The 14,602-nt window shown below is 68.7% G+C and carries 17 protein-coding genes; 14 read left to right on the top strand and 3 right to left on the bottom strand.

Features of this window, described 5'->3' with window-relative positions:
* Positions 1–13: 13 nt before the first annotated feature.
* Entirely contained in the window at positions 14–1,555 is a 1,542-nt protein-coding gene (locus tag HWX00_RS23460) for an efflux transporter outer membrane subunit (protein WP_049030953.1), read from the bottom strand.
* 269 nt (positions 1,556–1,824) lie between these two features.
* Positions 1,825–2,109 carry a multidrug ABC transporter ATPase gene (locus HWX00_RS23455; protein ID WP_080287836.1) on the bottom strand — a complete coding sequence of 95 codons (285 nt, stop codon included), beginning with the start codon at positions 2,107–2,109 and terminating at the stop codon, positions 1,825–1,827.
* 174 nt (positions 2,110–2,283) lie between these two features.
* Between HWX00_RS23455 and HWX00_RS23450 the strand changes: the two genes are divergently transcribed.
* Entirely contained in the window at positions 2,284–2,769 is a 486-nt protein-coding gene (locus tag HWX00_RS23450) for a MarR family winged helix-turn-helix transcriptional regulator (protein WP_034188207.1), read from the top strand.
* 177 nt (positions 2,770–2,946) lie between these two features.
* Positions 2,947–4,509 (top strand): DHA2 family efflux MFS transporter permease subunit, encoded by a 1,563-nt coding sequence (locus tag HWX00_RS23445; protein WP_034188208.1) that lies wholly within the window; start codon positions 2,947–2,949, stop codon positions 4,507–4,509.
* Between the two features lie 144 nt (positions 4,510–4,653).
* On the opposite strand, the gene HWX00_RS23440 is transcribed toward HWX00_RS23445, so the two are convergent.
* The gene (locus HWX00_RS23440) at positions 4,654–5,580 is read right to left on the bottom strand and encodes a LysR family transcriptional regulator (protein WP_034188209.1); all 927 of its coding nucleotides are present in this window, start codon (positions 5,578–5,580) and stop codon (positions 4,654–4,656) included.
* Between the two features lie 141 nt (positions 5,581–5,721).
* Between HWX00_RS23440 and HWX00_RS23435 the strand changes: the two genes are divergently transcribed.
* From HWX00_RS23435 to HWX00_RS23380, 12 genes are all read left to right on the top strand, one after another.
* Entirely contained in the window at positions 5,722–6,198 is a 477-nt protein-coding gene (locus tag HWX00_RS23435) for a CidA/LrgA family protein (RefSeq protein WP_175028928.1), read from the top strand.
* 13 nt (positions 6,199–6,211) lie between these two features.
* Positions 6,212–6,934, top strand: coding sequence for an LrgB family protein (locus tag HWX00_RS23430; RefSeq protein WP_034188210.1), 723 nt, complete (start codon positions 6,212–6,214; stop codon positions 6,932–6,934).
* A 151-nt stretch (positions 6,935–7,085) separates the two neighbouring features.
* Positions 7,086–7,622, top strand: coding sequence for a flagellar basal body-associated protein FliL (gene fliL / locus HWX00_RS23425; RefSeq protein WP_049033962.1), 537 nt, complete (start codon positions 7,086–7,088; stop codon positions 7,620–7,622).
* Positions 7,623–7,644: 22 nt separating this feature from the next.
* Entirely contained in the window at positions 7,645–8,643 is a 999-nt protein-coding gene (fliM, locus tag HWX00_RS23420; RefSeq protein WP_034188212.1) for a flagellar motor switch protein FliM, read from the top strand.
* The gene (gene fliN, locus HWX00_RS23415; RefSeq protein ID WP_034188213.1) at positions 8,636–9,127 is read left to right on the top strand and encodes a flagellar motor switch protein FliN; all 492 of its coding nucleotides are present in this window, start codon (positions 8,636–8,638) and stop codon (positions 9,125–9,127) included. Before fliM ends, fliN begins: the two co-directional genes overlap by 8 nt.
* On the top strand, positions 9,124–9,696 hold the full coding sequence (gene fliO / locus HWX00_RS23410; protein ID WP_175028927.1) for a flagellar biosynthetic protein FliO: 573 nt from the start codon (positions 9,124–9,126) through the stop codon (positions 9,694–9,696). Before fliN ends, fliO begins: the two co-directional genes overlap by 4 nt.
* A gap of 36 nt (positions 9,697–9,732) precedes the next feature.
* Entirely contained in the window at positions 9,733–10,494 is a 762-nt protein-coding gene (fliP, locus tag HWX00_RS23405) for a flagellar type III secretion system pore protein FliP (protein ID WP_034188215.1), read from the top strand.
* A gap of 19 nt (positions 10,495–10,513) precedes the next feature.
* On the top strand, positions 10,514–10,786 hold the full coding sequence (gene fliQ, locus HWX00_RS23400) for a flagellar biosynthesis protein FliQ (RefSeq protein ID WP_034188216.1): 273 nt from the start codon (positions 10,514–10,516) through the stop codon (positions 10,784–10,786).
* A 23-nt stretch (positions 10,787–10,809) separates the two neighbouring features.
* Entirely contained in the window at positions 10,810–11,592 is a 783-nt protein-coding gene (gene fliR / locus HWX00_RS23395; RefSeq protein ID WP_034188217.1) for a flagellar biosynthetic protein FliR, read from the top strand.
* A gap of 142 nt (positions 11,593–11,734) precedes the next feature.
* Positions 11,735–12,739 carry an ABC transporter substrate-binding protein gene (locus HWX00_RS23390; protein ID WP_034188260.1) on the top strand — a complete coding sequence of 335 codons (1,005 nt, stop codon included), beginning with the start codon at positions 11,735–11,737 and terminating at the stop codon, positions 12,737–12,739.
* A gap of 111 nt (positions 12,740–12,850) precedes the next feature.
* Complete coding sequence (locus HWX00_RS23385; RefSeq protein WP_011350460.1) at positions 12,851–13,648, top strand: ABC transporter ATP-binding protein; 798 nt, start codon at positions 12,851–12,853, stop codon at positions 13,646–13,648.
* 38 nt (positions 13,649–13,686) lie between these two features.
* Positions 13,687–14,544 (top strand): ABC transporter permease, encoded by an 858-nt coding sequence (locus HWX00_RS23380; protein WP_124608637.1) that lies wholly within the window; start codon positions 13,687–13,689, stop codon positions 14,542–14,544.
* Positions 14,545–14,602: the final 58 nt, after the last annotated feature.

Genomic DNA, 14,602 nt, shown 5'->3' with positions numbered 1-14,602 from the left:
TCGCCCGCTGCCCTTACTTCTGCGCGAGCGGCGTCGCGGCCGCGCCGGATGCCGGCAGGGGGGCCGGCGCCGCCATGCCGCCGTTCTCGCGCGCGAGGTCCGACACGTCCCAACCGCCGCCGAGCGCCTTCACGAGCCCGACCGACGACACCATCCGCTGGCCGGCGATCGTCGCGAGCTTCTGCTGCGCGGTGAACGCGGTGGTCTGCGCGGTCAGCACGTTCAGGTACGCGACCGTGCCGGCCTTGTACTGGTTCGTGACGATCGCGAGCGAGTGTTCGGCGCTGTCGACGGCCTGCCGCTGCACGTCGATTTCCTGCGCGAGGATGCGCTGCGACGCGAGGTTGTCCTCGACGTCCTGGAAGGCGGTGAGCACCGCGAGGCGATACGCGGCGACATCCTGGTCGTAGGTCGCGCGCGCGGCATCGGTCTGCGCGGCGCGCAGCCCGGCATCGAACAGCGTGGCCGCGAGCTGCGGGCCGACCGTCCAGAAACGCGCCGGCAGCGTGAACAGCTGCGACCACACCGAGCTCTGGAAGCCGCCGGTGGCCGACAGCGTGAGCGTGGGGAAGAACGCCGCGATCGCGACGCCGATCTGCTCGTTCGCGGCCGCCGCGCGGCGTTCGGCCGCCGCGATGTCCGGCCGGCGTTCGAGGATCGTGGACGGCACGTCGACCGGCGTGATCGGCGGTTCGGCCGCGAGCGGGTTCGGCGGCAGCGAGAAGGTCGACGCCGGTTCGCCGATCAGCGTCGCGATCGCGTGCTCGTACTGCGCGCGTGCGACGCCATTGTCGATCTGCGCGGCCTGCGCGCTCTGCAGCTGCGTCTGCGCCTGGATCACGTCCGCGCGCGCGGCGACGCCCTGCGCGTACTGGTTCTGCGTGAGCTTCAGCGACTGTTCGTACGACTTCACGGTGTCGTCGAGCAGCTTTTGCAGCGCGTCGGACGTGCGCAGCTGGAAATAGGTCTGCGCGAGCAGCGCCTGCTGCGACAGCCGCGCGTTCGCGAGATCGGCCGCCGCCGCCGCTTCGCCGGCGCGCTGCGCGCTGACGGTGCGGCTCACCTTGCCCCACAGGTCGGGCTCCCAGCTCGCATCGAGGCCGACGCTGTAGCTGTTGTTGATCGACCCGGACGACCCGCTGCCGAAACTCGACGAGCCCGACGACACCGACGTGCGCGGCGTGCGGGCGCGCGAGCCCGACGCGGTCAGCCCGACCGTCGGGAAATACGCGGCGCGGGCTTCGGTGACGAGCGCGCGTGCCTGCCGGTAGGCGGCCGCCGATTGCGCGATGGTCTGGTTCGAGGCGTTGAGCTTGCCGATCAGCGCGTCGAGCTGCGGATCGTTGTAGACCGTCCACCACGGGCCGCGGTCGGTGCGGTCGGCCGGTTGCGCGACCTTCCAGCCGGCCGGCGCTTCCTTGAAGGCTGCGGGAATCGACGTGTCGGGCCGGTGGTAGTCGGGCCCGACGGCGCAGCCGGCGAGCAGCACGGCCGTCGCGACGGCGACGGCGGCGCTCAGCGGGCGAAGGGCGCGCGGGAGGGAGGCGTACGGCATGGTGGTTTTCCTGTCTGGGCGTGACGGCCGGCGAGCGGCGTCGCGCGATGCGGTCGTCATGCCGCTGGCGGACAAATGGTAACTGACGGCGGGGAAGCCGCGCAGCCCTAAGGGTACGGTGCGCGCGGGCCGGATTGTGTTACCGGCGCGGCCGGCCGGTTTACCGGCCATTACGGATCGCTTGCGGGAAGACGGGCGTGCGGCGCCGGCCACGCGTGGCGCGGCGGGCGCCCGGCCGGATCAGACGGGAAAACGGTGGCGGGGCGACGTCAGTGGCAGCGCGCCGGCACCGGGATGGGCTCGGCGGCGGCGCGCCATGTCGACGGCTCCGTGGCGGCCGGCTGGCTCGTGCGGCGGGCGCCGCCCTTCGCGTTGCGCTGCCGGCGATGATCGAACCAGGCGAACCCGAGCGCCGCGAGCGAGCCGCCCGGCACGACCAGCATCGTCACGTACAGCGCGATCTTCCAGCCGCGGTGCGGCCCGGAAAACACATGATGAGCGGTATCGGTCAGGTTGCGGCGCAGCGCGCCGGCGGCATTTTTCAGGAACAGCATCGCGAACATCCTCGGGTGCCCGGCAGCGCGGGCGCATCGGTCAGAACATAGTCTCCGGCAGTGCAACATGCACGTCGTAACTGGTTGCCTCAAATAATATTGACTAAGCAATCATTTTTCAAGATACTGGGCGCGTTTTAACCTGAAACGCACTATTGCTGCGCGCGCAATCGTATGACCGGCGGCCTCTACGATCCCGAGAACATCGCGCTGGAAACGAGCCTCGGCTATTACCTGTCGAAGGCGAAGCAGGCGCTCGTCGAGCGGATGGATCGCGCGCTCGAGCCGCTCGACCTCACCGCGCAGCAGATCGGCGTGATCCTGCTGCTGTCGCGCGGTTATGCGCGCACGCCGTTCGAGCTGTCGCGCAAGATGTCGTACGACAGCGGCTCGATGACGCGCATGCTCGACCGGCTCGAACGCAAGGGGCTGATCGCCCGCTCGCGCAGCGAGCAGGATCGCCGGATGATCGAGCTGACGCTGACCGAGCGCGGCGCCGACGCGGCCCGCGCGCTGCCGTCGCTGGTCGCGACCGTGCTCAACGCGCAGCTCGACGGCTTCTCGGCCGACGAACTCGCGACGCTCACCGGCCTGCTGCAGCGCTTCATCGCCAACGGGCCCGGCTCGACCGGCTGCCCGAAACCCGACGAAGACGCCTGACGCGCGCGGAGGCCCCATGTCTAGGTTAATCATTCGCTTATTTCTCTGTCTGGGCAGAAGATGACAGGACACGCGCTGCGCTTTTCCCCTTTTTCGTTCCACCCGGCCGGGTTGCGCTGCGTCGCACGCCCGTGCGTTGTGCCGGCGCGTCGTGCGCGCCGCCTCTAGGAGATTCCGATGTCCGCCACCACGGCATCCGCCGCCTCCCCCGCCGCCGAACCCGCGCCGCTGTCCGGCGGGACGCTCGCGCTGCTCACCATCGGGCTCGCGCTCGGCACCTTCATGGAAGTGCTCGACACGTCGATCGCGAACGTCGCGGTGCCGACCATCTCGGGCAGCCTCGGTGTCGCGACCAGCGAAGGCACGTGGGTGATCTCGTCGTATTCGGTCGCGTCCGCGATCGCGGTGCCGCTCACCGGCTGGCTCGCGCGGCGGGTCGGCGAGGTGCGGCTGTTCACGCTGTCGGTGCTCGCGTTCACGATCGCGTCGGCGCTGTGCGGCTTCGCGACCAACTTCGAGACGCTGATCGCGTTCCGGCTGCTGCAGGGCCTCGTGTCGGGGCCGATGGTGCCGCTGTCGCAGACGATCCTGATGCGCAGCTATCCGCCCGCGAAGCGCGGGCTCGCGCTCGGGTTATGGGCGATGACGGTGATCGTCGCGCCGATCTTCGGCCCGTTGCTGGGCGGCTGGATCAGCGACAACTACACGTGGCCGTGGATCTTCTACATCAACCTGCCGATCGGCGTCTTCTCCGCGGCCTGCGCGTATTTCCTGCTGCGCGGCCGCGAGACGAAGACGTCGAAGCAGCGGATCGACGCGATCGGCCTCGCGCTGCTCGTGATCGGCGTGTCGTGCCTGCAGATGATGCTCGACCTCGGCAAGGACCGCGACTGGTTCAACTCGTCGTTCATCGTCGCGCTCGCGCTGATCGCGGTCGTGTCGCTCGCGTTCATGCTCGTGTGGGAGGCGACCGAGAAGGAGCCGGTGGTCGACCTGTCGCTCTTCAAGGACCGCAACTTCGCGCTCGGCGCGCTGATCATCTCGTTCGGCTTCATGGCGTTCTTCGGCTCGGTCGTGATCTTCCCGCTGTGGCTGCAGACCGTGATGGGCTACACGGCCGGCAAGGCCGGCCTCGCGACCGCGCCCGTCGGGCTGCTCGCGCTCGTGCTGTCGCCGCTGATCGGCCGCAACATGCACCGGCTCGACCTGCGGATGGTCGCGAGCTTCGCGTTCATCGTGTTCGCGGGCGTGTCGCTGTGGAACGCGACGTTCACGCTCGACGTGCCGTTCAACCACGTGATCCTGCCGCGGCTCGTGCAGGGGATCGGCGTCGCGTGCTTCTTCGTGCCGATGACGACGATCACGCTGTCGAGCATCTCCGACGAGCGGCTCGCGAGCGCGTCGGGGCTGTCGAACTTCCTGCGCACGCTGTCCGGCGCGATCGGCACCGCGGCCAGCTCGACGTTCTGGGAGAACGACGCGATCTACCATCATGCGCGGCTGTCGGAATCGGTGAGCATCTACGCGCAGAACACGACCGACTACCAGGGCGCGCTCGCGCAGCTCGGCATCGTCGGGCAGACGGCCAACGCGCAGCTCAACCAGCTCGTCACGCAGCAGGGCTTCATGATGGCCACCAACGACTTCTTCCACCTGTCGGCGGTGATGTTCATCGCGCTGGCGGCGCTCGTGTGGATCACGAAACCGAGGAAGGGCGCGGGGCCGGCGATGGGGCACTGAGGGCGGCATCGCGACCCGTTCGACCGGCTGCTGGTTGCCCAGGTGACGTCGGAAGGCATCACGCCACTCACGCACGACCCCACGGTGGCCCGGTATCCGGGTCCGATTCGACACGTCTGATCGCGCCGCACGCAGGGCCGGCCGTCACTCCCGCGCCCGCAGCCCGCCGAACGCCAGATCGTCGCCGGGCGCGATCGGCAGCGTCGCCCGCGCGACGTCGAGCCACGCACGCGCCGCGTGCGACAGGTAGCCCTTCTTCAGCCAGCCGAGCGCGATCGCCCACGTGATTTCCGGCTCGACGATCGGCCGGCACGTGAACTGGCCCACGTCGAGCCGCCGGCAATACGGCTCGGGCAGCAGCGCGATGCCGACGCCCGCATGCACGAGCGCGGCCATGAAATCCCAGTGGCCGCTGCGGCTCACGATCGACGGCGTGAAGCCCGCCTGCCGGCACGCATCGAGCACCGCGTCGTGCAGCGCGAGGCTCTCCGCATAGAACACGAACGACTCGCGCGCCAGGTCGGCGAGCGGCACGGCCGCGTGGTCCTCCCAGCGCGACTCGCGCGGCGCGACGAGCCACAGCGGCGCGCGCACCATCGGCAGCCGCTCGAACGTGCCGGGATCGACCGGCTCCAGCAACCCGCCGAGCTCCAGCTCGCCCGACGTCAGCGCGGCCTCGATCATCCGTGCGCCCTGTTCGAACAGCTTCAGCTCGATGTTCGGATAGCGCTGCTTGTATGCGGCGATGATCGGCGTGAACAGCGAGCCGCCGAGCGGCGGGATGCCGATCGTCAGCTCGCCGCGGCCGAGCGTGCCGAGATCGTTCAGCTCCGACTGCAGCTGCGCCTGCGCGGCGAGCACGTCCTGGCCGCGCTGGAACACGATCCGCCCCGCATCGGTCAGCACCATCTGGCGGCCGTCGCGCAGCAGCAGCGGCGAACCGATCTCGTCCTCGAGCGCCTTCACCATCTTGCTGATGGTCGGCTGCGTGACGAACAGCTTGTCGGCCGCCGCCGTGAAGCTCTGCTGGCGAACCACCTCGACGAAGTACCGCAGCGCGCGCAATTCCATCGATATCTCCCCAAATTGGTGCGGAAAGCCCAAACCGAATTCCGAATTGGAATGATAAGGATAGAGACAAGTCATTTTATTTATGGTTAGGGGAAACCCTATACTCACACCATCGACGCACTATTCCGTATGGAGCCCGCCATGACCAAGCCGATCGCCGCTGCCGCCGCCCGCCCTGCCGCTTCGGGCAGCCTTGCGCATACGGGCCGGATTGCGCTGCAGGCCGCCGCGCTCGGCGCGCTGTGGATGGCCGTCGACTGGGCCGTGCGCAAGATCGGCCTGCCGATTCCGTCCGGCGTGATCGGCCTCGCGGTGCTCCTCGTGCTGCTGTTCTCGGGCCGCGTCGCGCCCGCGTGGGTGAAGGACGGCGCGAACTGGCTGCTGTCCGACATGCTGCTGTTCTTCGTGCCGGCCGCCGTCGCGGCCGTGCAGTACGGCGGGCTGTTCCGCGAGGACGGCTGGCGCATCGCGCTGGTGATGCTCGCCGGCACCGCGTTCGTGATGGTGGCGGTGGCCGTCGCGGTCGATCTCGCCGCGAAGCTCGAACGCCGGTTCGCCGCGCAGCGCGTGTTCGCCGAACGCCGCCGCGCGCGCCTGAGCGCCGTGTCCGCGCACTGAGCCGGAGCCGACCATGCTCGCCGCGCTATCGAACCTGCCCGCCGACCGCGTGAACACCGCGATCTCCCTCGGCTGCTTCGTGCTGACGGTCGTGCTGTACTTCGTGTCGAAGCGGCTCTATGCGTACAAGAAGACGCTGCTGTTCTCGCCGCTCGTGTTCGTGCCGGGCGTGCTGGTGCTGCTGGTGCTGCTGACCGGCATCCCGTATTCGGTCTACTTCCGCGATACGCGCTGGCTGATGTGGCTGCTCGGCCCGGCGACGATCGCGTTCGCGGTGCCGATCTATGAATATCGCGACCTGATCCGCCGCCACTGGCTGTCGCTGTCGGTCGGCGTCGCGGTCGGGATCACCGCGGGCGTATGCGGGTCGCTGCTGCTCGCGAAGCTGCTGCACCTGTCGCCCGAGCTGCAGCGCTCGCTGATGACGCGCTCGGTGTCGACGCCGTTCGCGCTCGCCGTGTCGGACAAGATCCACGCGCCGAAGGACCTCACGGCCCTCTTCGTGATCGCGACCGGCCTCTGCGGGATGCTGCTCGGCGAGCTCGTGCTCGCACTCGTGCCGATGCGCACCCGGCTCGCGCGCGGCGCGCTGTTCGGCGCGGCCGCCCACGGCGTGGGCACCGCGAAGGCGCGCGAGATCGGCAGCGAGGAAGGCGTCGTGTCGAGCCTGACGATGATGATCGCGGGCGTCGCGATGGTGCTGATCGCGCCGCTGCTCACGCTGCTGCCGATCTGACACCCCCGCGCCGGCCGGCCGACGCCCGCCCGGCGCGCCGTCCCGCCGCGCTCCGCCGGCCCCGCTGCCCAGCATCCGGCCGACAATCGGCTGAGATAGCCGCAAATCCCCCCTCTTTTCCGCCCATCGGGCTCGGCCCGGATGCCGAACAATGCATGCTACGAGACATCACGCACGCATTCACATGGCCTCCACGACTGCAAACCCGACCGCCGACAAGCCGGCTTCGTCCGGCAAGTTCAAGCGCATCGCGCTCATCGCCGTCATCGCGCTGGGCGCGGCTGCCGCCGCCGCCGGCGGCATGTACGTGTTCCTGAGCAAGGCGGGCGTCGGCCATGCGAGCGCGCCGGCCGAGCCGCCGCCGCTGGCCGCGCCGGTGTTCTTCCCGCTCGACCCGCTGACCGTGAACCTGCAGTCCGACGACGGCATGCAGCACTACCTGCGCGTCGGCCTGTCGCTGAAGCTCACCGATCCGAAGGCGCAGGAGCAACTGACCGCGCGGATGCCGGAGATCCGCAGCCGGATCCTGCTCGCGCTGTCGAACAAGCATCCCGAGGAACTCGCGACGCCGGACGGCAAACGCTCGCTCGCGAAGGAACTGCGGGACCTGATCGAGCAGCCGACGCAGCCGGGCAACCAGCGCGCGAAGGTCGACGACGTGCTGTTCACCGAATTCGTCGTCCAGTAACGCGGCCGCCAAAGGAGCGCGTATGGGTCACCAGGAGTTCATGTCCCAGGAGGAGGTCGATGCCCTCCTCAAGGGCGTCACGGGCGAAGCCGATTCGGTCGACGAGCAGCGCGACACATCGGGCGTCCGCCCCTACAACATCGCGACGCAGGAGCGGATCGTCCGCGGCCGGATGCCCGGCCTCGAGATCATCAACGACCGCTTCGCGCGCCTGCTGCGGATCGGCATCTTCAACTTCATGCGGCGCACGGCGGAAATCTCCGTCAGCCAGGTGAAGGTGCAGAAGTACAGCGAGTTCACCCGCAACCTGCCGATCCCGACGAACCTGAACCTGGTGCACGTGAAGCCGCTGCGCGGCACGTCGCTGTTCGTGTTCGACCCGAACCTCGTGTTCTTCGTCGTCGACAACCTGTTCGGCGGCGACGGGCGCTTCCACACGCGCGTCGAGGGCCGCGATTTCACGGCCACCGAGCAGCGGATCATCGGCAAGCTGCTGAACCTCGTGTTCGAGCACTACACGACCGCATGGAAGAGCGTGCGGCCGCTGCAGTTCGAATTCGTGCGCTCGGAAATGCACACGCAGTTCGCGAACGTCGCGACGCCGAACGAGATCGTGATCGTCACGCAGTTCTCGATCGAGTTCGGGCCGACGGGCGGCACGCTGCACATCTGCATGCCGTATTCGATGGTCGAGCCGATCCGCGACGTGCTCGCGTCGCCGATCCAGGGCGAGGCGCTCGAAGTCGACCGCCGCTGGGTGCGCGTGCTGTCGCAGCAGGTGCAGGCCGCCGAGGTCGAGCTGACCGCGAATCTCGCCGAGATCTCGTCGACCTTCGAGAAGATCCTGAACCTGCGCGCGGGCGACGTGCTGCCGCTGGAGATCGAGGACACGATCACCGCGAAGGTCGACGGCGTGCCGGTGATGGAATGCGGCTACGGAATTTTCAATGGTCAATACGCATTGCGCGTGCAGAAGATGATCAGCGCGGGCGATACGATGAAGGAAGGTGGATATGAGTGAGCTGAACCAGACGCCCGACGACGACATCCAGGCGATGGCCGACGCGGCCCTCGCGGCTTCGGCCGGCGACGCGCAGGCGGCCCCGGCCGCGGCGGAGGAAGATCCCGGCCTGGACGACTGGGCGGCCGCACTCGCCGAGCAGAACCAGCAGCCGGTGCAGGCGGGCGCGACGGGCGCCGGCGTGTTCCAGCCGCTGTCGAAGGCCGCCGCGAGCTCGACGCACAACGACATCGAGATGATCCTCGACATCCCGGTCAAGATGACCGTGGAGCTCGGCCGCACGAAGATCGCGATCCGCAACCTGCTGCAGCTCGCGCAGGGTTCCGTCGTCGAGCTCGACGGCCTCGCCGGCGAGCCGATGGACGTGCTCGTGAACGGCTGCCTGATCGCGCAGGGCGAGGTCGTGGTCGTCAACGACAAGTTCGGCATCCGCCTGACCGACATCATCACGCCGGCCGAACGCATCCGGAAGCTGAATCGATGACCGTCGTGAAGCCCGGCCGCCGCGTGCGCAACGCGATTGCAGCGGCGGCGCCTGCCGTCGCCGCATCGCTCGCGTGCACGCCGGCCGGGGCCGCCGACATGAACGCGGTGAACCATGCCGGCTCGATCGCATCGAGCGTGATGGTCGGCTCGGCCGCGCCGTCGCTCGGCATCGGCGCGGTGCTGCAGACGCTCGTCGGGCTCGCGGTCGTGATCGGCCTCGTGTTCGCATGCGCGTGGCTCGCGCGCCGCTTCGGCTTCCAGCCCGCGCGGCGCGGCGGCCCGCTGAAAGTCGTGTCGAGCGTCGCGGTCGGCGCGAAGGAAAACGCGACGATCGTCGAGATCGGCGACACCTGGCTCGTGCTCGGCGTCGCGCCGGGCAGCGTGCGCCTGCTGCATACGCTGCCGGCCGGCTCGGCTTCGGCCACTGCAGCGGCGCCGGCTTCGGCCGACGCGCCCGCCAGCGGCAACCCGTCCGACGGCGGCCTGCCCGGCACGTTCGGCTCGCGGTTCCGCGACGCGCTCGCGGGCGAAGCCGTGAAGCGCCTCGGTCGCGGCAAGGACCGCTGACATGGCGCCGCGCCCTCTTTCCGTCTCCGCATTCCGATGAAACACGCATTCCTGCGTCGCGCGGCGCGCGTCGCGCCCGTGCTGATCCTCTGCCTCGCCCCGGCGCTCGCCTGCGCGCAGGCGAACGGCCTGCCCGCGTTCAACGCGAGCCCGGGCCCGCACGGCGGCACCACCTATTCGCTGAGCGTGCAGACGATGCTGCTGCTCACGATGCTGTCGTTCCTGCCGGCGATGCTGCTGATGATGACGAGCTTCACGCGCATCATCATCGTGCTGTCGCTGCTGCGCCAGGCGCTCGGCACCGCGACGACGCCGCCGAACCAGGTGCTCGTCGGCCTCGCGATGTTCCTCACCTTCTTCGTGATGTCGCCGGTGCTCGACCGTGCGTACAACGACGGCTACAAGCCGTTCTCCGACGGCTCGATGCCGATGGAGCAGGCCGTGCAGCGCGGCGTCGCGCCGTTCAAGACCTTCATGCTGAAGCAGACCCGCGAGACCGATCTCGCGCTGTTCGCGAAGATCTCGAAGGCCGCGCCGATGCAGGGCCCCGAGGACGTGCCGCTGTCGCTGCTGGTGCCCGCGTTCGTCACGAGCGAACTGAAGACCGGCTTCCAGATCGGCTTCACGGTCTTCATCCCGTTCCTGATCATCGACATGGTCGTCGCGAGCGTGCTGATGTCGATGGGGATGATGATGGTGTCGCCGTCCACCGTGTCGCTGCCGTTCAAGCTGATGCTGTTCGTGCTGGTCGACGGCTGGCAGCTGCTGATCGGCTCGCTCGCGCAGAGCTTCACGTAAGCGGCGGAGGATTCGCGCGATGACGCCCGAACAAGTGATGACCCTCGCGCACCAGGCGATGATGATCGGCCTGCTGCTCGCGGCCCCGCTGCTGCTGGTCGCGCTCGTGGTCGGCCTCGTCGTGAGCCTGTTCCAGGCCGCGACGCAGATCAACGAATCGACGCTGTCGTTCATCCCGAAGCTGCTCGCGGTCGCCGCGACGCTCGTGATCGCCGGCCCGTGGATGCTGACGACGATGCTCGACTACCTGCGCCAGACGCTGCTGCACGTCGCGACGCTCGGCGCCGGCTGAGCCGCGCGCACCGCCCGGCGGCCATGTTCTCGGTTACCTACGCGCAGCTCAACGGCTGGCTCACCGCCTTCCTGTGGCCGTTCGTGCGGATGCTCGCGCTCGTCGCGACGGCGCCCGTCGTCGGCCACGCGTCGGTGCCCGTGCGCGTGAAGATCGGCATTGCCGCGTTCATGGCGCTGGTCGTCGCGCCGACGCTCGGCGCGATGCCGGACGTCACCGTGTTCTCCGCGCAGGGCATCTGGATCGTCGTCACGCAGTTCCTGATCGGCATCGCGATGGGCTTCACGATGCAGCTCGTGTTCGCGGCCGTCGAGGCGGCCGGCGACTTCATCGGGCTGTCGATGGGGCTCGGTTTCGCGACTTTCTTCGATCCGCATTCGAACGGGGCGACACCGGTGCTGGGCCGCTTCCTGAACGCGATCGCGATGCTCGCGTTCCTCGCGGTGGACGGCCACCTGCAGGTGTTCGCGGCGCTCGCCGCATCGTTCCAGTCGCTGCCGGTGTCGGCCGACCTGCTGCACGCGCCAGGCTGGCGCACGCTCGCCGCGTTCGGCGCGACCGTGTTCGAGATGGGGCTGCTGCTCGCGCTGCCGGTCGTCACCGCGCTGCTGATCGCGAACCTCGCGCTCGGCATCCTGAACCGCGCGGCGCCGCAGATCGGCGTATTCCAGGTCGGCTTCCCCGTCACGATGCTCGTCGGGCTGTTGCTCGTGCAACTGATGATCCCGAACCTCGTGCCGTTCGTGTCGCACCTGTTCGACATGGGGCTCGATGCGATGGGGCGGACGCTGACCGGCTGGCGCTAGCCGCATCCGGCCCCCGTTGCTGGAAAACCCCTAAAGGAATCGCCGGCCCGCGAAAGGTAGCGGAAGGTTTCGCGTCCCTATACTCGTCGTGACGATGCAGCACGCATCGCGCCAGACGAATACAACGAACGGAGACGACCCGATGCGACCCATCCTGCGCACCCTCGCCGTGGCAGCCAGCCTGAGCTGCGCGCTTGCCGCTCACCCCGCTTTCGCCGACGACGGCGGCAAGATCACGATCATGGTCGGCGGGATCGCGAAGCTGATCTACCTGCCCGCGCGGCTCACGCAGGAGCTCGGCTACTTCAAGGCCGAAGGGCTCGATGTCGAGCTGCTGTCGCAGCCGGCCGGCGTCGACGCCGAGAACGAGCTGCTGGCGGGCGCCGTACAGGGCGTCGTCGGCTTCTACGACCACACGATCGACCTGCAGAGCAAGGGCAAGGACGTGAAGGCGATCGCCGTGTTCGGCCAGGTGCCGGGCGAAGTCGAGATGGTGTCGACCAAGGCCGCGCCGACGTTCAAGTCGATGGCCGACGCGAAGGGCAAGACGCTCGGCGTGACGGGCCTCGGCTCGTCGACGAGCTTCCTCACGCAATACCTTGCACTGCAGCACGGCGTGCCGTCGACGCAGTACACGATGCTGCCGGTCGGCGCCGACGCGAGCTTCATCGCCGCGATCAAGCAGGGCCGCATCGATGCCGGCATGACGACCGAGCCGACGGTGTCCGCGCTCGAGAAGATGGGCGACGCGAAGGTGCTGGTCGACCTGCGCACGCTGGAAGGCACGCGCGCCGCGCTCGGCGGCACCTACCCGGCCGCGAGCCTGTACGTGCAGTCCGCGTGGGCCGATGCGCACAAGGCGGAAGCGACCAAGCTCGCGCACGCGTTCGCGAAGACGATGCAGTTCATCCACACGCACAGCGCCGAGGACATCGCCGCGAAGATGCCGGCCGACTACCAGAAGGACAAGGCGCTGTACGTGTCCGCGCTGAAGGCGTCGCTGCCGATGTATACGGCCGACGGCAGGATGCCGGCCGACGGCCCGGCGACCGTGCTGAAGGTGCTGTCCGCGTTCAACCCGTCGGTGAAGGGCAAGCACATCGACCTCGCGCGCACTTTCACGAACGATTTCGTGAACGCGAAGTAACGCGCGGCGCCGGCGGCGGCGATCCCGCCGCCGTGCGCTCCCCGTTCCGGTCGGCTGGCCGGCCCGGCGTCGCCACGCTGCGACGCCCTCTTCACCCGCAGGACGAATGCGATGAACCAGGCAGTCTCCCCGAGCACACCGGCGATCGAGTTTCGCAACGTGTCGTGCCGCTTCATTTCGCCGGAAGGCAAGGCCACCGTCGCGCTGCGCGACTTCAGCATGAGCGTCGCGCGCGGCGAGTTCATCGCGATCGTCGGGCCGACCGGCTGCGGCAAGTCCACGACGCTGAACCTGATCACCGGGCTGCTCAAGCCCGTGTCGGGCGAAGTGCGCGTGATGGGCCGTCCGGTCGACGGGATCGATCCGCGCATCGGCTTCGTGTTCCAGGCCGACGCGGTGTTCCCGTGGCGCAACGTGATCGACAACGTCGCGGCGGGCCCGCTGTTTCGCGGCCGCTCGAAGGACGTCGCGTATGCGCAGGCCGAGGAATGGATCCGCAAGGTCGGCCTCGACAAGTTCACGAAGCACTACCCGCACCAGTTGTCCGGCGGGATGAGGAAGCGCGTCGCGCTCGCGCAGACCTTCATCAACCAGCCGGAAATCCTGCTGATGGACGAGCCGTTCTCCGCGCTCGACATGCAGACGCGCACGCTGATGCAGGACGAGCTGCTGCAGCTCTGGTCCGCGAACAAGGGCTCGGTCGTGTTCGTCACGCACGATCTCGAAGAGGCGATCGCGCTCGCCGACCGCGTGTTCGTGCTGACCGCGCGCCCCGCGACGCTCAAGCGCGTGTACGAGATCGACCTGCCGCGCCCGCGCGTCACGTCGGAGATCCGCTACGACACGCGCTTCATCGAAATTTCCAAGGACATCTGGCACGACCTGCGCGAAGAAGTGCAGATCGGCTGACGCATACGCCGCACGGCAAGGACAGCAAGGACAGGAGCATGACCGACATGACGCTTCCCCCCACCGCCATTCCGGCGACGACGCTCGAGGACGACGAGCGCGCCGCGCAACGCCGGCTGCGACGCCGGCGCAACCTGATCGTCACGCTGCGGATCGCCGTGCTGGTCGTCGTGCTGGGCGGGTGGGAACTCGCCGCGCGGCTCAAGTGGATCGATCCGTTCTTCTTCTCGATGCCGTCGCTGATCTTCGAGCAGATCCGCGACTGGTTCGTGAACGGCACGTCGCAGGGCCCGCTGCTCACGCAGGTATGGGTCACGCTCGAGGAAACCGGGATCGGCTTCGTGATCGGCTCGGTCGCCGGCGTGATCTGCGGGATCGTGCTCGGCCGCAACAAGCTGATGGCCGACGTGTTCGGCCTGTACATCCAGATCGCGAACTCGATTCCGCGCGTCGTGCTCGGCTCGATCTTCGTGATCGCGCTCGGCCTCGGGATGGCGTCGAAGATCGCGCTGGCCGTCGTGATGGTGTTCTTCGTCGTGTTCGGCAACGCGTTCCAGGGCGTGCGCGAAGCCGACCGCTACCTGATCGCGAATGCGCAGATCCTCGGTGCGTCGCGCCGGCAGATCACCACGGCCGTCGTGATCCCGTCCGCGCTGAGCTGGATTCTCGCGAGCCTGCACGTGAGTTTCGGCTTCGCGCTGGTCGGCGCGGTGGTCGGCGAATTCCTGGGTTCCAAGCAGGGCATCGGGCTGCTAATCTCCACCGCCCAGGGCGCGTTCAACGCGAGCGGCGTGTTCGCGGCGATGATCGTGCTGGCCGTGGTCGCGCTGGCCGCCGACTACCTGCTGACCTGGCTCGAGAAGCGGCTGTTGAAGTGGCGGCCCGCGGCGTTCTGAACGCCGCCGGTGCACGCCTGACATGACACTTCCGACCGCGCCGGCGACCCCGGCGCGG

It is taken from the genome of Burkholderia seminalis DSM 23518 (assembly GCF_902832885.1).
GTDB lineage: Bacteria > Pseudomonadota > Gammaproteobacteria > Burkholderiales > Burkholderiaceae > Burkholderia > Burkholderia seminalis.
Note: the sequence above shows the minus strand (reverse complement) of the source record. Positions and strands in the feature narration are given on the sequence as shown.